Raw genomic sequence first — 20,832 nt, 5'->3', positions numbered from 1 at the left:
TTGCCTTGGTGAGCCGTTACCTCACCAACTAGCTAATGCGACGCGGGTCCATCCATAAGTGACAGCCGAAGCCGCCTTTCAATTTCGAACCATGCGGTTCAAAATGTTATCCGGTATTAGCCCCGGTTTCCCGGAGTTATCCCAGTCTTATGGGTAGGTTACCCACGTGTTACTCACCCGTCCGCCGCTAACTTCTTGAGAGCAAGCTCTCAATCCATTCGCTCGACTTGCATGTATTAGGCACGCCGCCAGCGTTCATCCTGAGCCAGGATCAAACTCTCCAATAAAGTTAGTTTGTCTAGCATCTAAAAATAAAAATTGACGTTTCACGTTGTTTGTTTCGTTTAGTTTTCAAAGTTCAATATCGCGTTTCAGCGACTTTTATAATATATCATAGTATATTATAAAAGTCAACAAGTTTTTCAAGATAATTTGTATCTCTCATTTGCTGACTCTGCCTATTATATAGACTTTTCTATTACTATGCAAGTATTATTATAAAAAAATAAGAGGGGGAAAATCCCCCTCTTATTCTTCAGAAGAAACCTCTTCATTAGATTCTTCTTCTTCATCTTTCTGTGCTTTTGCTACTGTCGCTACCTCTTGCTCATCCTCTAAACGAATTAGACGAACACCTTGTGTATTACGTCCCATTTGAGAGATTTGATCAACTGGCATACGAATAATAACGCCTGCGGCTGTAATTAGCATGATGTCTTCTTCACCTGTTACAGACTTAACCGCTACTAACTTACCGTTTTTATCTGTAATGTTACAAGTCTTAAGACCTTTACCACCACGGCTTTGTAGTCGATACTCTTCAACTGGAGTACGCTTACCATACCCGTTTTTCGTTACAATTAAAACATTCGTATCTTCTTCAACAATTTCCATACCTACTACTTGGTCCTCTTCGCCTAATGTAATAGCTTTTACACCAGCTGCATTACGGCCCATAGAACGTACATCTTGTTCATTGAAGCGAATTAACATACCGTTGCTTGTCCCTACGATAATATCTTTATCGCCAGATGTTAAACGTACAGAAATCACTTCATCTTCTTCACGAAGCGAAATTGCAATTAAACCGTTTGTACGTATATTTGCAAATGATGAAAGTGGCGTTCTCTTAGAAATACCTTGTTTCGTTGTAAAGAATAAGAACTGGTCGTCACCAAATTCACGAATTGGAATAATGGCATTGATCCACTCACCCTTATCTACCCCTAATAGGTTAATAATTGGTAGCCCTTTTGCAGTACGACTATACTCTGGGATTTCATATCCTTTCGTACGGTATACTTTACCCTTGTTTGTAAAGAATAAAATATGATCATGAGTAGACGTTGTTAATAAGTGTTCAACAAAGTCATCATCATTCGTACCCATTCCTTGTACACCACGTCCCCCACGGTTCTGTGTTTTGTACGTAGAAGCTGGTAACCTCTTAATATAACCGTTATGAGTTAACGTAATCGCAATGTTTTGCTCAGGAATTAAATCTTCATCTTCAATAAATTCCATACCGCCAATTGTAATTTCTGTTCGTCTCTTATCATTGAAACGCTCTTTTACTTCTGTTAATTCTTCACGAATAATCTCAAGAACTTTCTCTTCATCTGCTAAAATCGCTTTTAATTCAGCAATTAATTTCATTAAGTCTTGATATTCTTGCTCGATTTTTTCACGTTCTAATCCAGTTAAGCGTTGCAGACGCATATCTAAAATCGCTTGCGCTTGTTTCTCACTTAAACCGAAACGTTCCATTAAGCCTTGCTTTGCAATATCAGCCGTTTTTGAACTACGAATTAACGTAATAACTTCATCAAGATGATCTAAAGCAATTCGTAATCCTTCTAAAATATGGGCACGTGCCTCTGCTTTTTCTAATTCATAAGCAGTACGTCTACGGATTACTACCTTCTGGTGTTCCAAATAATGATATAAGTTTTGTTTTAAGTTTAGTACTTGAGGCTCTCCATTTACAAGAGACAACATATTAATACCGAAACTTGTTTGAAGTGCTGTATGTTTATATAGATTGTTTAATAGTACGTTTGCATTAGCGTCACGACGTACTTCCATGACAATACGCATACCATTTCGGTCTGATTCATCACGTAAATCTGTAATACCTTCAATTTTCTTATCGCGAACTAATTCTGCGATTTTTTCAATTAATCGTGCCTTATTAACTTGATAAGGTAGTTCCGTTACGATAATAGATTGTTTACCATTTGATTTCTCTTCAATTTCAACTTTGGCACGAAGCATAATAGAACCTCGTCCTGTTTCATAAGCTCTACGGATGCCACTTCGCCCTAAGATTAAACCTGATGTCGGGAAGTCTGGTCCAGGAATATATTCCATTAATTCCGCGATAGTGATATCTGGATTATGGCTTAATGCCAACACACCATCAATTACTTCGCCAAGTTGATGCGGCGGAATATTTGTTGCCATACCAACTGCAATACCTGTCGTACCGTTTACTAATAAATTAGGGAAACGCGCTGGTAATACAATCGGCTCTCTTTCCGAACCATCGTAGTTATCTTGGTAATCAATTGTATTTTTTGAAATATCACGTATTAATTCCATAGAAATCTTAGACATTCTTGCCTCTGTATAACGCATTGCCGCTGCTGAATCTCCATCTACAGAACCGAAGTTACCATGCCCATCTACAAGCATATAACGTTGACTGAAATCTTGCGCCATACGTACCATTGTTTCATAAACGGCTGAATCTCCATGAGGGTGATACTTACCGATTACTTCACCGACAATACGTGCTGATTTTTTATACGCTTTATCAGCTGTAATTCCTAAATCATTCATCGCATATAAAACCCTACGATGCACAGGTTTTAATCCATCACGAACATCTGGTAATGCACGAGATACGATAACACTCATTGCGTAATCTAAAAATGAGGTACGCATTTCATGACTAATATTAATTTCTCGAATTCGTGCTTGTTGTTGATTGTCTGACATCAACGAGCACCTCCTCTTACATTTCCGTTACACATACATTGATTTATATGTAGAAGACAGGAATACTTAGATTCCTGTCATTACTCATTTAAATATCAAGGTTTTTCACGTATTTTGCATTCTCTTGGATAAAGTTACGACGCGGTTCCACTTTATCACCCATTAAAATTTCAAATGTTTCATCTGCTTCTATTGCATCTTGAAGGGAAACTTGAAGTAACGAACGTACTTCTGGATCCATTGTCGTCTCCCATAGCTGAGTTGGATTCATCTCTCCAAGACCTTTATAACGTTGAATTCCTGGTTTCGGCTGGGCTGGTAACTCAGCTAATATTTTTTCAAGTTCTTTATCATTATAAGCATATTGAATTTTTTTACCTTGTTGCACTTTAAACAAAGGTGGCTGTGCGATATATATATATCCACACTCAATTATTTGACGCATATAACGATAGAAGAACGTTAATAATAGGGTACGAATATGCGCACCATCAACATCAGCATCGGTCATAATAATAACTTTATGATAGCGTGCTTTTTCGATATCGAAGTCCCCACCAATATTTGTACCAATCGCCGTAATAATTGTACGAACTTCATCATTTGATAAAATCTTATCTAAGCGTGCCTTTTCAACATTAATAATTTTACCCTTCAGCGGTAAAATTGCTTGAAAATGACGATCGCGTCCTTGTTTTGCAGATCCACCCGCAGAGTCACCCTCTACGATATAAATTTCACTAATTGCTGGATCTTTAGAAGAACAATCTGCCAATTTCCCTGGTAAACTTGAAACTTCTAAAGCACTCTTTCGGCGAGTTAGCTCACGAGCCTTTTTAGCTGCTACACGCGCACGTGCTGCCATCGTCCCTTTATCTACAACCTTACGTGCAACATTGGGATTTTCCAGTAAGAATTTTTCAAAAGCCTCAGAGAATACTGACTCCGTAATCGTTCTCGCTTCACTATTTCCAAGTTTCGTCTTCGTTTGCCCTTCAAATTGTGGATTTGGATGTTTAATTGACACGATTGCTGTTAAACCTTCACGAACATCTTCACCAGTCAAATTACTATCCGCATCTTTTAAAATGTTATTTTTACGACCATAATCGTTAATCACACGTGTTAAGGCAGTTTTAAATCCTACCTCATGTGTACCACCTTCATACGTATGAATATTATTTGTAAATGAGTAAATATGATTTGTATATCCTTCGTTATATTGAAGCGCAACTTCAACTTGAATACCATCTTTTGAACCTTCTACATATACAGGCTCTTCATGAATTGGTTGTTTTGAACGATTTAAATGTTCAACATATGATTTAATTCCACCTTCATAGTGGAACTCTTTCTTTTGCTTATGTTCACGTTTATCTTCAATTGTTAATTTAATATTACGATTTAAAAACGCCAACTCACGCATACGAGTCGCTAGCGTATCGAATTCATATTCTGTCGTCTCTTTAAAAATTTCTGGATCCGGTTTAAAGCGAGTTATTGTTCCAGTCTTATCTGTATCACCGATGACTTTTAAATCTGCAACCGGAATACCTCTTTCGTATTTTTGGTAATGGATTTTGCCATCACGATGTACAAATACTTCTAATTCTGTTGATAAGGCATTTACAACAGATGCACCAACACCGTGCAAACCACCAGAAACTTTATAACCGCCACCGCCAAATTTACCACCAGCGTGGAGGACAGTCATAATAACCTCTACTGCAGGACGTCCCATTTTTTCTTGTATACCAACTGGAATACCACGTCCATTATCCGTTACAAGAATACTATTATCTTCTTCGATACTAACGTTAATTTCATCGCAATATCCTGCTAACGCTTCATCGATACTATTATCGACAATCTCCCATACAAGGTGGTGAAGTCCCTTCCCACTCGTAGATCCAATATACATACCCGGACGTTTCCGAACTGCCTCTAGTCCTTCAAGTACCTGTATCTGACTTTCATCATATGCATTTTCTTGCATTTGTTTTTGTTCCATTGACACAAAGATCACCTACTTTTCCATTTAAACAGGGGTTTATGCCCTATCTATTTCACAATCTACCGTGCCGTTCGTTACATGAATTGTTTTCGCATCTTTTAATGTTTCGTGTTCAATTCCGTCGACACTCGTCGTTGTAACAAATGTTTGCACCTTTCCTTGAATTGTATTTAACAGATGTGATTGACGATAATCGTCTAATTCTGATAAAACATCATCCAGTAAAAGGATTGGATATTCTTTAACCTCTGAATAAATTAATTCAATTTCAGCTAATTTTAGGGATAGTGCGGTCGTTCGTTGTTGTCCTTGCGAACCAAAGACTTGAACATTTTTACTATTAACGAAGAATTGTAAATCATCACGATGAGGACCAATTAAAGTCGTACCACGGAAAATTTCACGTTGTTTCACAGATTGAAAACTTTCATAGTATACTTCTTTTATTTTCGACAAATCCATTGATTCTGATACATCTACACTTGGTTTATAGACAATTTCTAACTCTTCTAATCCACGGCTTATACCGCGATGAATTGGAGCTGCCCATTCCTGTAGCAAATGCAAAAATTCAAAACGTTTTTGCAGTATTTTTGCACCATGCTCAATTAGTTGAAGGGTAAATACATCCAACATCGTTTCCTCATTCTTACTATTCCCTTGCATTTTTTTCAACAAGTGATTTCGTTGCGTGAGCACCTTTTGATATTGACTTAATTCATACAAATATACAGGAGCTATTTGTCCTAATTCCATATCTAAAAAGCGTCTTCTTACTTGAGGGCTTCCTTTTACAAGATTTAAATCTTCTGGGGCAAACATGACAACGTTCATCACGCCAATATATTGACTTAACTTTTGTTGTTCAAGTTGATTTAATTTTGCCTTTTTACCTTTTTTCGAAATATTTAATTCCAAAGACAAAGAACTGTTTCTTTTTTGTAATTTCCCTTTTATTTGACCAAACTCTTCATCCCAGCGGATAAGTTCGCGATCATTAGAGGTTCTATGAGATTTCGCCATCGCTAAAACATAAATAGCTTCCATCAAGTTTGTTTTCCCTTGTGCATTTTCGCCGATAATTACATTTACCTTATCTTCAAAGGAAAGCTCTAATTTTTCATAATTGCGATAGTTTTTTAATTGTATTTCTGAAATAAACAAAGGGCTCCCCCTTTATGCCTGAACTTGGAAAGTTCCGCTTCCTGGAATTTCAATAACATCATTCGCATATAGTTTGCGACCTCTTCTATTTTCAAGTTCGTTGTTCACGTACACTTCATATTCTTGTAAAAACCATTTTACAGCGCCACCTGTATCAATTACATCAGCTAACTTTAAAAATTGTCCTAGTGTAATATACTCTGTTGAAATTTTAATATGTTTCATAAAATCGCTCACTTTCTGAAAGTGTTCATTCTTTCATTGTACTAAATAAACTAACATTAGGAAAGTAATACCCAAAAATCAAATAAGGGCCACTAGCATCTTTAAACTAGCAACCCTTATTCCTTACCTAGTAAGTACGAACTGGTAAAATTAATTGAATAATTGAATCATCATTTACTGTACGAATTAAGAACGGTCTCATCGCCCCAGTAAAACTAACTTTAATCTCTGTACTATCCAAGGCTTTCAATGCATCCATCATATATTTTGCACTAAAAGATATTTTTAACTCTTCTCCATCCACTTTTTCACATTGTACTTCTTCGACAACTTTTCCGATTTCTGGTGAATTCGAAGAAATCTCTAGCATTTCTTGCTCTAAAGTTGATAATTTGACAACGTTATTGCGACCATCTCTCGCTAATAGTGAAGCACGATCAATCGCTTGTAGGAATTCTTTTGTATTCACAAAAATATCCGTTTTACTCTCTGCTGGAATTAAACGTGTTGTATCTGGATAATTTCCTTCTAACAATCTTGAGAAGAATAATAAATGTTTTGTACGGAATAATACTTGATACTCCGTAATAACGATATCCACCATTTCTTCAGACTCATCTAGAATCTTACTTAATTCATTTAAGCTCTTACCTGGGATAACAACATTAGCTTGAAATTCATCTGCAATATTATGTCCTTCGATTTTCGCTTTTCGAAGTGCTAGTCTATGACTATCTGTTGCAATACAAGTTAACTCGCTGTTATATACCTTCCAGTTTACACCTGTCAAGATTGGTCTTGTTTCAGAAGTAGAAACTGCAAATACAGTTTGTCTGATCATATGCTTAAGTAAATCTGTTGGTATCTTAAATACATGATGTTCTTCAATCTGTGGTAATAACGGATATTCTGCAGAATCTAAACCATTTAAGTTAAATTCTGATTTTCCAGATTTTATTTTTGTCATAAAATGATTTTCCACAGAAATTTCGACAGTATCTTTAGGTAGTTTTTTTACAATCTCACTAAAATATTTTGCTTGTAAAACAATGCTTCCTGATTGAGCTATTTCTACGATTTCTTTTCCATTTTCTTCGACTGGAATAAACGATTCAATAGAAATATCAGCATCGCTTCCTGTTAATGTAACCCCTTCTTCAGTAGCTACAACTTTAATTCCCGTAAGGATAGGGATTGTTGTACGAGAAGAAACTGCCTTCATTACATCTTGTACACCTCTTACAAGATAGTCTTTTTGTATTGTAAAACGCATAAAGAAAAACCTCCGGTAAGTATAAGATTTTATTTAATTAATAAAGATAAAAAATAGTAGTAATAGTAATAGGGCCTGTGGATATGTGGATAACCCCTTTGAAGGATGTAAAAACAGTCTATCTACATGTGGATAGACTGTGCGTAAAACAAGGTAAGTTATTCACACTATTCAGCTACTACTTTAAAATACCATTAATTTCTTCAACTTGCTTTTGTAATTGCGTATCGGTTTTTAGTAGTTTAGAAATTTTTTCATGGGCATGGATAACTGTTGTATGATCACGTCCACCAAATTCTTCACCTATTTTTGGTAAAGAGGAATCCGTAAGTTCGCGTGATAAATACATTGCAATTTGGCGAGGAAACGCAACTGATTTTGTGCGTTTTTTCGCTTTAAAATCTTCTAATTTTACTTGATAAACGTCTCCGACAGCTTTTTGAATATCATAAATAGAGATAATTTTCGGCTTAGAATTTGGAATAATATCTTTAAGTGCTTCAGCTGCTAAATCAGCATTAATATCTTTATTAATTAAAGATGAATAAGCTACAACTCGGATAAGTGCACCTTCTAATTCACGAATATTTGAATCAATTTGATTTGCGATATAAAGCATAACTTCATTTGGTATATCAAGCCCTTCAGCTTTTGCCTTTTTGCGTAAAATTGCAATTCGTGTCTCTAAATCTGGCGGCGTAATATCTGTAATAAGTCCCCATTCAAAGCGAGAACGAAGACGATCTTCTAAAGTTGGAATTTCTTTTGGTGGTCGATCACTAGAAATTACAATTTGTTTACTTTCTTCGTGTAATGCATTAAATGTATGGAAAAACTCTTCTTGAGTTTGTTCTTTTCCAGCAAGAAATTGAATATCATCTATCAATAAAACATCTACGTTGCGATATTTATTACGAAAATCAACAGCTTTATTATCACGAATAGAGTTAATAAATTCATTCGTGAATTTTTCTGATGATAAATATACAACTTTTGCATTTGGATTATGTTCAATTACATAATGACCAATTGCGTGCATTAAATGCGTCTTTCCAAGCCCAACTCCCCCGTAAATAAAGAGTGGATTATACGCTTTAGCTGGCGCCTCGGCTACAGCTAATGAAGCTGCATGGGCAAAACGGTTACCAGAGCCGATAACAAATGTATCAAATGTATATTTTGGATTTAACATGCTCTGTGGTAAATGAGCTGAATCATCTTGTGCTGGATTCCGCTTAACTGGAGGAAGATCAATGTCCTCTTCCGATTGACTTTGGGGAATAATAAAGCGAATTGCTAATTTTGCCCCTGTTAAATCGTATAGTGTTTCCGAAATTAGTTCTGAGTAATGAGATTCTAGCCAGTCACGAGCAAATTCATTTGGAGCTGTAATCGTTAATACGTCTTTCTTCAAGTTATGAGCCGTTGTTGATTTTAACCATGTTTCATAACTAGGCTTGCTTACCTTTTTTTCTAATTCTTTTAAGGCACTATTCCATAAATCAGAGATATTTTCCAAAGGTGTCCCTCCTTTACTAAGATGGTAAAAGAATAAGGTTGCGCAACAAATGTACAACCTAATAAATATAAAATGTATATTTATACGAAACGTATTTTAAAACCTAAAAACGTCGTTTGTATATGAGATAGGGTTTTCGACAAAAAAAGCAAATGTGGACAACTATTTACCCACATGTGATTAAAACTGTCCACATGTTATACACAAATTGTGGATAAGATAAAGGTGTGGAAAACTTATTCAAAGTGAAAACACAACTATAATATCAAAAAAAAGTGGCTATAGCAATGAATTTAAGAAAGTTATCCACAAAATCAATACCTTGTGGAATAAACTTGTCCACAACACGATATACTGTGTAAAAGTGGGGAAAAAGTTTGTGGATATAAAAAACGTGAAAAAACATTTATCCACAAGGAAATATAGATGCTGTGAAAAAGTATGTGAATAGGTTCAAAATGAATATTTGATGAAAATTTCTAGAACCATTGACATTTTCCTAGTTAATTAACTATAATTTATAGGACTGTCTTTAACAGATATTCCTCAGGGAGGTGTCATATAATGAAAAGAACTTACCAACCAAATAAACGTAAGCGCAGCAAAGTACATGGTTTCCGCAGCCGTATGAGCACAGCGAACGGACGTAAAGTGCTAGCAGCTCGTCGTCGTAAAGGAAGAAAAGTATTATCTGCGTAGACCACTGATCGTTCAGTGGTCTTTTTTTCTAATAATAGTGAATTTCCGCTGATGAAATACAGGAGTGTCAATTGATATGAAGAAAAAACATCGTATAAAGAAGAATGATGAATTCCAGGCGGTTTTTCAAAAAGGAAAATCAAATGCGAATCGTCAGTTTGTTGTATACCAATTAGATAAAGAAGAACAGCCAAACTTTCGCATCGGCCTTTCTGTTAGCAAAAAAATAGGAAATGCAGTAGTTCGTAATCGAATTAAGCGCATGGTCCGTCAGGCTATTACAGAGTTAAAAGATGAGATAGATTCTGGAAAAGATTTTGTTATAATAGCAAGGAAGCCTTGTGCAGAGATGACATATGAAGAAGTAAAGAAAAGCTTAATTCATGTCTTTAAACGCTCTGGTATGAAAAGAATAAAAAAGTAGCGTAAGGAAATGAATTACACTATATACATACCGATACAAGGAGGAGTAGGCTTTGAAAAAGAAATTAGGTTTACTAGCCATGGTCGTTGCATTAATGGCGATTGCCACCGGTTGTAGTGAAACGGGTCAGCCGATTACATCGAAAAGTACTGGGATTTGGAATGAATATTTCGTATATCCACTTTCTCAGTTAATCACGTATTTTGCCGACTTATTTAACAGTAATTACGGTTTAGCAATTGTTATTACAACTCTTATCATTCGTTTTGCATTATTACCATTAATGATTAAACAAACGAAGAGTACAAAGGCAATGCAAGCGTTACAACCAGAAATGGTGAAGTTAAAAGAGAAATATAGTTCTAAAGATCAAGCAACGCAGCAAAAACTACAACAAGAAATGATGCAGTTATATCAAAAGAATGGTGTAAATCCATTGGCAGGATGTTTACCGATATTTGTTCAGATGCCTATTTTATTCGCGTTTTATCATGCGATTATGAGAACAACAGCAATTAGTGAACATACATTTTTATGGTTTGATTTAGGACAGGCAGATCCGTTCTATATCTTACCAGTTGTTGCGGCAATTACGACATTTATTCAGCAAAAGCTTGCAATGGCAGGAACAGCTGGTCAAAATCCGCAAATGGCAATGATGCTTTGGCTTATGCCGATTATGATTTTAATCTTTGCAATTAACTTCCCAGCTGCATTATCACTTTACTGGGTTGTTGGTAATATCTTTGGTATTGCTCAAATGTACTTTATCAAAGGGCCAGAGATTAAGGCTAACAAAGCTGGAGGCTCAAGCAAGTGAGTATAATTACTGCTAAAGGACAAACAGTCGAGCTGGCAGTAGAGGATGCTTTAAGGCAATTAAACACATCAAAAGATCGAGTAGATATAAATATTGTCGATGAGGGTAAAAGAGGGTTCTTAGGTTTATTTGGGAATCGTCCTGCAATAGTAGAAGTTGTATTGAAGAAAGATCCAATTCAGGAATGTGAAGAATATTTAAGAAATGTTATTCACAATATGGGTGTGGAAGTTGAAATTAGTAAAATTGTAAAAGGACGCGAGATTGAATTTACAATTTCTGGTGATGATGTAGGAGTTTTAATTGGAAAAAGAGGTAATACATTGAACTCTTTACAGTATTTAACAAAACTTGTCGCAAATCGTAACACGAAGCAGTATATCGGTATTACACTAGATGCTGAAAATTATCGTAGTAAAAGAAAAAGTACGTTAGAATCACTTTCTTATCGATTAGCGAAACAAGTATCTAATACGAAAAAAAGAGTTATTTTAGAACCGATGCCATCTTTTGAACGAAAAATTATTCATCAGGCATTATCAAATCATCAAGGTATCAAAACAACTTCTGAAGGAAATGAACCACATCGGCATGTTGTAATATCTCCTAAATGACCGGTTGCTCAAATGAGTGCCGGTTTTTTTGAGCGAAAAATAGATGTGGATAACTAAAAAACACTAAACTTATCCACTGTGAATAAGTTTAGTGTTTTTTACATGGGGATATAATAAAATGAGTTATTCTTCTTTTGTAGATAGGTTCGTTATGGTATCCTAATAATTTAGTGAAAGAAATAATCATGTTGAAATAGAGATAAATAAGCAAGTGAGGTGAAAGGACATGGAATTTGATACAATTGCTGCGATTTCCACAGCGCTTGGAGAGGGTGCAATTGCCATTGTTCGAGTAAGTGGGGATGATGCGGTTGAGAAAGTTGACCGTATTTTTAAAGGGAAGGATTTAACAGAGGTTTCTTCTCATACTATTCATTATGGTCATATCGTTGATTTAGATACAAATCAAGTTATTGAAGAAGTTATGGTGTCTATTATGCGCGCACCGAGGACTTTTACACGTGAAAATATAGTGGAAATTAACTGTCATGGCGGACTTGTTTCAGTAAATAAAGTATTGCAACTTATTCTAGCGCAAGGAGTACGATTGGCAGAACCGGGCGAATTTACAAAACGTGCTTTTTTAAATGGACGTATCGATTTATCACAAGCAGAAGCTGTTATGGATTTGATTCGAGCAAAAACAGATCGTGCGATGAATGTAGCAATTAATCAAATGGAAGGGCGATTATCTAAATTAATTGGTCGCTTACGTCAAGAAATATTAGAAACATTAGCTCATGTTGAGGTAAATATAGATTATCCAGAATACGATGATGTAGAAGAGATGACACATAATATTTTAATTGAGAAAGCAACGCATGTTCGTTCGGAAATCGAAAAAATATTAGAAACATCAAAACAAGGGAAAATCTTACGTGAAGGTATTGCTACAGCAATTATCGGTAGGCCTAATGTTGGAAAATCATCGTTATTAAATAGCCTTGTTCAGGAGAAAAAAGCAATTGTAACTGATATTGCAGGAACAACTCGTGATGTTATTGAAGAGTACGTTAATGTGCGTGGCGTACCTCTTAAACTTATAGATACAGCCGGTATTCGTGAGACAGAAGATGTTGTTGAACGAATTGGTGTGGAGCGTTCAAAAGAAATGATGAGCCAAGCAGATTTAGTATTAGTTGTTGTCAACTATAGCGAGGCTTTAACAAATGAGGATGAAGATCTATTCCATGCGGTACAAGGAAAAGACTTTATTGTTATTGTGAATAAAACTGATTTACCGCAAGCGATTGATATGGAACGTGTTACAGAGTTAGCCGAGGGAAATCGTGTTATTACAACATCCTTAATTGAGGAACAAGGAATAGATGAACTCGAAAAGGCAATAGCTGATTTATTCTTTGAAGGAACAATCGATTCTACAGATATGACATATGTTTCTAATGCGAGACATATTGGATTATTAACACAAGCGGGACAAACAATCGGTGATGCAATTGAGGCAATAGAAAATGGTGTACCAATTGATATGGTGCAAATTGATTTAACAAGAACGTGGGAAATACTTGGTGAAATTACTGGTGACACAGTCCATGAAAGCCTAATTGACCAGTTGTTCTCTCAATTTTGTTTAGGAAAATAATATAGTGATGTTTTAGAAAGATAGAGATTATTAGGAGGAATAAACAATGGGATACAATGCCGGTTCATACGATGTCATAGTAATCGGTGCAGGTCATGCAGGATGTGAAGCTGGTCTTGCGGCAGCACGAATGGGCTCAAAAACATTAATGTTAACAATTAACTTAGATATGGTAGCATTCATGCCATGTAACCCTTCTGTTGGTGGACCAGCAAAAGGGATTGTTGTTCGTGAAATTGATGCATTAGGCGGAGAAATGGGACGTAATATTGATAAAACTCATATTCAAATGCGTATGCTAAATACAGGTAAGGGTCCAGCTGTACGTGCACTTCGAGCGCAAGCTGATAAATTCTCTTACCAACATGAATTGAAGAAAACAATTGAAGAAACACCAAACTTAACGTTGTTCCAAGGAATGGTAGAGCGTTTAATCGTTGAAGAAGGTATATGTAAAGGGGTAGTTACACAAGCTGGTGCAGAATATACAGCGAAAACCGTTGTAATTACCACTGGAACATTTTTACGTGGCGAGATTATCATGGGCGATTTAAAATATTCAAGCGGTCCAAATAATCAACAACCGTCTATTACATTATCTGAGCATTTAGAGGAGCTCGGATTTGATCTTGTTAGATTTAAAACAGGGACACCTCCGCGTGTAAACAGTAATACAATTGACTACAGTAAAACAGAAATTCAACCAGGTGATGATAAGCCGCGTTCGTTCTCTTTTGAAACAACGAAATTTATTATGGATCAAATTCCATGTTGGTTGACATATACAAGTACAGAAACACACCGTTTAATAGATGAAAATTTACATCGTTCAGCTATGTATTCTGGTATGATTAAAGGAACAGGCCCTAGGTACTGTCCTTCTATTGAAGACAAAGTAGTAAGATTTAATGACAAACCACGTCATCAAATTTTCTTAGAGCCAGAAGGGCGTAATACACAAGAAGTATATGTACAAGGTTTATCCACAAGCCTACCAGAAGATGTACAACGTGACATGCTTAGAACAATTCCAGGCCTAGAAAATGTTGAAATGATGCGCACAGGTTATGCGATTGAATATGATGCAATTGTGCCAACACAATTATGGCCAACACTTGAAACGAAAAAGATTAAAAATTTATATACAGCAGGACAAATTAATGGAACTTCTGGTTACGAAGAGGCGGCAGGACAAGGGCTTATGGCTGGGATTAATGCAGCATGCCGTTCTTTAGGTAAAAAAGAAGTTGTTTTAGGCCGCGAGGATGCTTATATTGGTGTCTTAATTGATGATCTTGTAACGAAAGGTACAAATGAACCATATCGTTTATTAACGTCTCGTGCAGAATACCGTCTATTATTACGCCACGATAATGCTGATCTTCGTTTAACTGAAGTTGGTCGTAAAATTGGATTAATTAAAGAAGAGCGATATGAGCGATTTACAAATAAAAAATTACAAATTGAACAGGAAAAGGAACGTTTAAGCAGCATTATTATTAAACCACGTCCTGAAGTTCAAGAATTAATTCGCAATATTGGCGGAAGTGAATTGAAAGATGGAATACGTGCAAGTGACTTATTACGTCGTCCAGAGATGACATATGAGCATATTCATCTTTTAGTACCAAGTGAAGTAGAATTAAGTGATGAAGTTACAGAACAAGTTGAAATTCAGATTAAGTACGAAGGATATATTGAAAAATCTTTACAGCAAGTAGAGCGAATGAAGAAAATGGAGAGTAAAAAAATCCCTGTAGATATTGATTATGACGCGATTTCTAGCCTTGCTTCAGAAGCTAGACAGAAATTGAAAGATGTTCGTCCACTTTCAATGGGGCAGGCTTCACGTATTTCTGGCGTAAATCCAGCGGATATTTCCATTTTACTTGTGTATATAGAACAAGGAAAAATTGCGCGCGTATCGAACCAATAACATAGTAAGGAGATATTGCTAGATGAACATAGAACAATTTCAATCTATGCTAGAAGAGAAGGGAATCACCCTCTCTTCTAGACAATTAGAGCAGTTCAAAATCTACTTTGAAACATTAGTAGAGTGGAATGAAAAAATGAACTTAACGGCTATTACAGAAAAAGAAGAAGTATACTTAAAACACTTTTTTGATTCCATTACAGCTGCTTTTTATTATGATTTTTCAAAACCATTCTCAATTTGTGATGTTGGTGCAGGGGCTGGATTCCCAAGTATTCCTTTAAAAATCTGTTTCCCGCACTTAAAAGTAACAATTGTAGATTCATTGCAAAAACGTATTAATTTCTTAAATCACTTAGCACAAAAGTTAGAATTAAGTGATGTTGCATTTTGTCATGATCGTGCTGAAACATTTGGGAAAAAAGAAGGTGTACGTGAATCATACGATATTGTAATGGCACGTGCAGTTGCGCGTCTTTCTGTATTAAGTGAGCTATGTTTACCACTTGTAAAAGTTGGAGGAACATTCATTGCAATGAAAGGTGCAGCAGCAAACGAAGAAATCGAAAATGGCAAGTATGCTTTAGAGGTTCTAGGCGGAGAGTTAAAAGAGATGTCTACGTTCCAATTACCGTTTGAAGAGAGTGAACGTAATATTTTATTAATCGAGAAAAAGCGCAAGACACCAAAGAAATATCCACGCAAACCGGGAACACCCAATAAATTACCTATTGAAAAATAAATCTTATTAGACGTAAGATTAAATTATATAAATGAAAACGTAAATGTTTCATAGGAAACATTTTATTGAGAATAGTCAATAGGCCTAAAAGGTGGTGGAATATGTATGAAAAATACGTTTTCTCGTTTATTTGGCTTTGGAGATAAAGAGAGCGAATTCGAATTACAAGACGAAAGCCATGAAGAGATAGATAAAAAGGTATATGAGGAAATACAAGAAATTCCGATAGTAAATATTACCCCTAACCGTTATCAACCAAGAACAGTTTTTGATGATGCGCGTATTGATGAGCTAGCATTAACGATTCGTACACATGGACTTATTCAGCCGATTGTTGTAAGGCAATATGAGGACGATAAGTATGAGATTATTGCTGGAGAAAGACGTTTTCGCGCGGCAACAAAGTTAGGTTGGGAAAAGGTTCCTGCAATTATAAAGAACTTAAATGATACAGAGACAGCTTCTGTAGCTTTAATTGAAAACTTGCAACGTGAGGAACTAACGGCAATCGAGGAAGCTGTGGCATATCAAAAGCTGATTGAGTTACATAATTTAACACAAGAAGCATTGGCACAACGACTTGGAAAAGGACAATCTACAATCGCAAATAAGTTGCGATTGTTAAAGTTGCCTGAAGAAATAAAAAGTGCATTATTAGAAAAAAGCATTACAGAACGTCATGCCCGCGCTCTCATTCCTTTAAAAAATGAGGAATTACAACTGAAGGTTTTACAGGAAATTGTGGAGAAACAACTGAATGTAAAGCAAACAGAAGAACGAATTGCGAAGTTACTAGAGGAAGCAAAACCGAAGCGTAAGGCAAAGCAAAAAGCAGTAAGTCGAGATACGAGGATTGCTATGAATACAATTAGACAATCTTTACAAATGGTTACTGAAAGTGGTTTAAATGTTAATTCTGAGGAAGAAGAATTTGATGAGTACTATCAAATTACAATTAAAATTCCAAAGAAAAAATAATAATGACGTGTTAGAGACCTTATCCTATTGGAGAGGTCTCTTTTACTATATTTTCTTGTTAAATGAAGAAGGAGTTTAGAAATAAATTTTGAAGTTTAATAAAGGACGTAAAAGAAAAAGTTTTATTTCATGTTACAATAAACGTAATTGTTACTAGAATAAGATAGAAAGGTTGAAAGTAGGTGACATCATGGGAAAAATCATTGCTATTGCTAATCAAAAAGGCGGTGTTGGAAAAACCACAACATCTGTTAATTTAGGGGCTGGATTGGCGCAAGTAGGTAAAAAAGTCCTTCTTGTAGATATTGATGCTCAAGGAAATGCAACGACTGGTGTGGGAATTGAAAAATCTGAATTAGATCAATGTATTTACAACGTTCTTGTGGAAGATGCAGATGTTCAAGGGGTTATACAGAAAACCGCAACTGAAAACTTAGATGTTCTACCCGCTACAATTCAATTGGCTGGTGCTGAAATTGAATTGGTACCGACTATTTCCCGGGAAGTACGTTTGCAAAGAGCATTACAGCCAGTTCGTGATGAATATGATTATATTATTATCGACTGTCCCCCGTCTTTAGGGTTATTAACGATTAATGCATTAACAGCAGCAGATTCTGTTATTATTCCTGTACAGTGTGAATATTATGCACTAGAAGGATTAAGTCAGCTATTAAATACAGTTCGACTTGTACAAAAACATTTAAATAAAAATTTAGCAATTCAAGGCGTATTGTTAACAATGTTGGATGCTCGTACAAATTTAGGGATCCAAGTTATAGATGAAGTGAAAAAGTATTTTAGGGATAAAGTATATCGCTCGATTATTCCGCGTAATGTACGCTTGAGCGAGGCTCCAAGTCATGGGAAACCTATTATGCAGTATGACGCTAAATCAAGAGGAGCAGAAGTATATATAGATTTAGCAGAGGAAGTGATTGCAGGTGGCTAAAGGATTAGGAAGAGGAATTAATGTGTTTTTTCCTGATTTAGATGTGAAAGAAGAGGAAACAATTCAGGAGATTATTGTAACTGAATTAAGGCCAAATCCATATCAACCGCGTAAACACTTTAATAAAGAGGCTATTCAGGAATTAGCAATTTCGATTAAGGAACACGGTATTCTACAACCATTAATTGCTAGAAAGAGTATTAAAGGATATGAAATCGTTGCAGGTGAAAGACGATTTCGTGCTGCAAAAGAGGCTGGTTTAGAAAAGGTACCTGCGGTTGTAAGACAATTAACTGAACAGCAAATGATGGAATTTGCTTTGTTAGAAAACTTACAACGAGAAGATTTAAATCCTATGGAAGAGGCAATGGCATACCAGATGTTAATGAATGAGCTAAATGTAACGCAAGAACAATTAGCGAAACGTCTTGGCAAAAGCAGACCTTACATTGCAAATTATACTCGGTTATTAAGCCTCCCTTCGTTCGTCCAAGATATGATTGCAAATGGTCAACTTTCAATGGCTCATGGGAGAACTTTACTTACGATAAAAGACGAAGAACAATTGAAGTCCTTATTGAAACGCATTGAAAAAGAAGGATTAAATGTTCGTCAATTAGAGAAAATCGTCCAAGAGATTAATCAACACGTTTCACGTGAAACAAAAAAAGTGAAAAAAGAGCGAAATATATTTTTCGTAGAACGTGAAACGTTCTTAAGAGAAAAGTTTGGCACAGATGTGAAAATTAAAGAGACGAAAAAAGAAAAAGGTAAAATCGAAATTGAATTTTTTAATAAAGAAGATTTAAATCGTATTTTAGAACTATTAGCACAGAAAAATTAAAAAGCAAACCATCTTATTATTTATAGATGGTTTGCTTTTTTTAATGCGGATAATTTTTGATCCGTCTCTTTTATACTTTGTGCGATTACATCAGCCATTTTCATGACTAAACTTAATCTTGTATTTTGAAGAACGAAAAACTCCATAAACCCATTTAGATTGACGATACCGTGTATATGCAGATCACCAACTGCAGGTAATTTCTTATTCATAGCAGCACCCGGTTTACTAGGACCCTTTCCAGTAGTGATTGACCCAATATTTTGGGACTTTCCTAAACATGCATCAACAGCAATTATAAATGCAGTAGGATGTTTTTTCTGTATATTCTGAATTTTTTCTTCTAAATTTAGTGCATGTACTGGCTCATCTAGTGTACCGAATATTTGGAGGTTTTTGATGTCTATTTGTTCAAGTTTTGTACCAACTAACGGGCCGAGTGCGTCACCTGTAGAACGATCTGTTCCGATACAAACGAGAATGAGTGGTATATTAGTTTTAATAGGAATATGGGTAAGTAAGAAATTACTGATTATCTCAGAGGCTTCTAGATCTTGGTGCATAACGTTTTGAGTTTCTTTCTCAAAAAATGGTAAGCGAAAACTTCCAATGTTCATGAAGCACCCATCCTTTTAATAAATTTTCAATATATGTTATATGGTGAGAAAAATGGAAAGCTATAAGTGCGTAATTTTTGCAAAATGTGAATGAAAACGGAAATAATAGTACTAGTATATATATATTCGTTCCATTTTATACCTGAATGGCGGGGATAAAATAGGATTAAAATCATAAAATTTTTTCAGCAATTAGAGGACTTCTGATACAATAATAAGGATAACTAAAAAGAAATTTTAGCTAGAGAGGTAGAGGTACATGGATTTATTAACGAAGTGGTTTAATTCTACGAAACAGTATTTATTAGATGCTGATCGTTGGGCTCATATTGGAGTTGCGACATTAAAAATATGTATTATTTTAACAATTGGTGCAGTTGTTGTGCGAATTGCAAGAGCGGTTGTACGAAATGCGTTTCGTATGGGGAGTCGTTCTCCAATTCAAATTTCAGAACGTCGTACAGTTACAGTGGCGAAATTACTTGAAAATATTGTAGCGTATGTTGTTATGTTCATTATGCTAATTGCGATTTTAGGTGTGTTTGATATTAATGCATCAGGTTTATTAGCGGGTGCTGGGGTAATTGGTTTAGCAGTCGGATTTGGTGCTCAAAGTTTAGTGAAAGACGTTATTACAGGTTTATTTATTTTGCTAGAAGACCAGTTTTCAGTTGGCGATTATGTTAAAATCGGTCAATTTGAAGGAGTCGTTTTAGAAATTGGACTTCGTACAACGAAAGTAAAGAGTTGGACAGGTGAAATTCATACTTTACCAAATGGAAGTATTATTCAAGTTACTAACTATTCAGTTAGTAATAGTGTAGCGTTTGTTGATGTATCTATTTCATATGAGGCTGATATTGCGAAAGCAGAACAGGTTATTGAAGATTTATTAGTAGAGTTACCTTCAAAGTATGAAAAAATGGTAACAACACCTCAATTATTAGGTGTGCAAACGTTAGCTGCATCAGAAGTTATATTACGCGTTATCGCTGAAGTAGAGCCGATGCAACATGCAGTTATTGCAAGGGCACTTCGTAAAGAGATTAAAAATCGTCTTGATTTACATGGAATTGAAATTCCATATCCACGTATGGTTTTATACAATCGTGAAGAATTGGTTAGTGGAAAAGCAATTTAGTATGGAGAGGAGTTTGAAGAGTGGAGCAAAAGGAATATAACTTGTACGATGTTGTGGAAATGAAGAAAGCACATCCATGTGGCGAGAATCGTTGGAAAATTATTCGTATGGGAATGGATATCCGCATTAAGTGCGAGGGATGTGACCATTCAGTAATGATTACTCGAAGAGAGTTTGATCGTAAGGTGAAAAAAATACTTGTGAAGCACGAAGAATAGAGGGAGAGTAACAGTTACAGTAGGTAACTGTTACTTTTTTTCGTTTGGC

At 35.6% G+C, this 20,832-nt stretch carries 19 protein-coding genes and 1 rRNA gene; 12 read left to right on the top strand and 8 right to left on the bottom strand.

Annotated features, from left to right (window positions below; all coding sequences use genetic code 11):
* The 7 genes from BM089_RS24800 to dnaA form a co-directional block, all read right to left on the bottom strand.
* A 16S ribosomal RNA gene (locus BM089_RS24800) occupies positions 1 to 287 on the bottom strand; the annotation flags it as partial.
* 241 nt (positions 288 to 528) lie between these two features.
* Entirely contained in the window at positions 529 to 3,000 is a 2,472-nt protein-coding gene (gene gyrA, locus BM089_RS24795; protein ID WP_001282866.1) for a DNA gyrase subunit A, read from the bottom strand.
* Between the two features lie 88 nt (positions 3,001 to 3,088).
* On the bottom strand, positions 3,089 to 5,011 hold the full coding sequence (gene gyrB / locus BM089_RS24790; RefSeq protein ID WP_000435980.1) for a DNA topoisomerase (ATP-hydrolyzing) subunit B: 1,923 nt from the start codon (positions 5,009 to 5,011) through the stop codon (positions 3,089 to 3,091).
* A 39-nt stretch (positions 5,012 to 5,050) separates the two neighbouring features.
* Positions 5,051 to 6,178, bottom strand: a complete 1,128-nt coding sequence (gene recF, locus BM089_RS24785) for a DNA replication/repair protein RecF (protein WP_000470755.1) — start codon at positions 6,176 to 6,178, stop codon at positions 5,051 to 5,053.
* 12 nt (positions 6,179 to 6,190) lie between these two features.
* Positions 6,191 to 6,403 carry a S4 domain-containing protein YaaA gene (gene yaaA, locus BM089_RS24780; protein ID WP_000680510.1) on the bottom strand — a complete coding sequence of 71 codons (213 nt, stop codon included), beginning with the start codon at positions 6,401 to 6,403 and terminating at the stop codon, positions 6,191 to 6,193.
* A 127-nt stretch (positions 6,404 to 6,530) separates the two neighbouring features.
* Entirely contained in the window at positions 6,531 to 7,676 is a 1,146-nt protein-coding gene (gene dnaN, locus BM089_RS24775) for a DNA polymerase III subunit beta (RefSeq protein ID WP_001212886.1), read from the bottom strand.
* A 178-nt stretch (positions 7,677 to 7,854) separates the two neighbouring features.
* On the bottom strand, positions 7,855 to 9,195 hold the full coding sequence (gene dnaA, locus BM089_RS24770) for a chromosomal replication initiator protein DnaA (RefSeq protein ID WP_000428028.1): 1,341 nt from the start codon (positions 9,193 to 9,195) through the stop codon (positions 7,855 to 7,857).
* A 564-nt stretch (positions 9,196 to 9,759) separates the two neighbouring features.
* Between dnaA and rpmH the strand changes: the two genes are divergently transcribed.
* From rpmH to spo0J, 10 genes are all read left to right on the top strand, one after another.
* A complete protein-coding gene (gene rpmH / locus BM089_RS24765; protein ID WP_000831901.1) occupies positions 9,760 to 9,894 on the top strand; it encodes a 50S ribosomal protein L34 in 135 nt (44 codons plus the stop codon).
* A gap of 76 nt (positions 9,895 to 9,970) precedes the next feature.
* On the top strand, positions 9,971 to 10,318 hold the full coding sequence (rnpA, locus tag BM089_RS24760; RefSeq protein WP_000726621.1) for a ribonuclease P protein component: 348 nt from the start codon (positions 9,971 to 9,973) through the stop codon (positions 10,316 to 10,318).
* A 52-nt stretch (positions 10,319 to 10,370) separates the two neighbouring features.
* Positions 10,371 to 11,138: a YidC family membrane integrase SpoIIIJ gene (spoIIIJ, locus tag BM089_RS24755; RefSeq protein WP_000727740.1), complete on the top strand. Its 768-nt coding sequence runs from the start codon at positions 10,371 to 10,373 to the stop codon at positions 11,136 to 11,138.
* Positions 11,135 to 11,752: an RNA-binding cell elongation regulator Jag/EloR gene (jag, locus tag BM089_RS24750; protein WP_090978351.1), complete on the top strand. Its 618-nt coding sequence runs from the start codon at positions 11,135 to 11,137 to the stop codon at positions 11,750 to 11,752. Before spoIIIJ ends, jag begins: the two co-directional genes overlap by 4 nt.
* Positions 11,753 to 11,978: 226 nt before the next feature.
* Positions 11,979 to 13,355, top strand: coding sequence for a tRNA uridine-5-carboxymethylaminomethyl(34) synthesis GTPase MnmE (gene mnmE / locus BM089_RS24745; protein WP_000393762.1), 1,377 nt, complete (start codon positions 11,979 to 11,981; stop codon positions 13,353 to 13,355).
* 46 nt (positions 13,356 to 13,401) lie between these two features.
* Entirely contained in the window at positions 13,402 to 15,291 is a 1,890-nt protein-coding gene (mnmG, locus tag BM089_RS24740; RefSeq protein WP_090978349.1) for a tRNA uridine-5-carboxymethylaminomethyl(34) synthesis enzyme MnmG, read from the top strand.
* 22 nt (positions 15,292 to 15,313) lie between these two features.
* A complete protein-coding gene (gene rsmG, locus BM089_RS24735; protein ID WP_001019628.1) occupies positions 15,314 to 16,033 on the top strand; it encodes a 16S rRNA (guanine(527)-N(7))-methyltransferase RsmG in 720 nt (239 codons plus the stop codon).
* 105 nt (positions 16,034 to 16,138) lie between these two features.
* Entirely contained in the window at positions 16,139 to 17,011 is an 873-nt protein-coding gene (noc, locus tag BM089_RS24730) for a nucleoid occlusion protein (RefSeq protein ID WP_000799016.1), read from the top strand.
* A gap of 190 nt (positions 17,012 to 17,201) precedes the next feature.
* Entirely contained in the window at positions 17,202 to 17,963 is a 762-nt protein-coding gene (gene soj, locus BM089_RS24725; protein ID WP_000516114.1) for a sporulation initiation inhibitor protein Soj, read from the top strand.
* The gene (spo0J, locus tag BM089_RS24720) at positions 17,956 to 18,807 is read left to right on the top strand and encodes a stage 0 sporulation protein Spo0J (RefSeq protein WP_078400658.1); all 852 of its coding nucleotides are present in this window, start codon (positions 17,956 to 17,958) and stop codon (positions 18,805 to 18,807) included. Before soj ends, spo0J begins: the two co-directional genes overlap by 8 nt.
* Before the next feature lie 20 nt (positions 18,808 to 18,827).
* On the opposite strand, the gene yyaC is transcribed toward spo0J, so the two are convergent.
* Positions 18,828 to 19,424, bottom strand: coding sequence for a spore protease YyaC (yyaC, locus tag BM089_RS24715; protein WP_001020709.1), 597 nt, complete (start codon positions 19,422 to 19,424; stop codon positions 18,828 to 18,830).
* A 259-nt stretch (positions 19,425 to 19,683) separates the two neighbouring features.
* Between yyaC and BM089_RS24710 the strand changes: the two genes are divergently transcribed.
* Positions 19,684 to 20,565, top strand: coding sequence for a mechanosensitive ion channel family protein (locus BM089_RS24710; RefSeq protein ID WP_000365115.1), 882 nt, complete (start codon positions 19,684 to 19,686; stop codon positions 20,563 to 20,565).
* Positions 20,566 to 20,585: 20 nt separating this feature from the next.
* The gene (locus BM089_RS24705) at positions 20,586 to 20,783 is read left to right on the top strand and encodes a DUF951 domain-containing protein (RefSeq protein ID WP_000435486.1); all 198 of its coding nucleotides are present in this window, start codon (positions 20,586 to 20,588) and stop codon (positions 20,781 to 20,783) included.
* Positions 20,784 to 20,832 lie beyond the last annotated feature (49 nt).

This window comes from Bacillus sp. 5mfcol3.1, assembly GCF_900114335.1.
Lineage (GTDB): Bacteria > Bacillota > Bacilli > Bacillales > Bacillaceae_G > Bacillus_A > Bacillus_A thuringiensis_S.
This window is presented reverse-complemented; position numbering and strand designations above follow the sequence as displayed.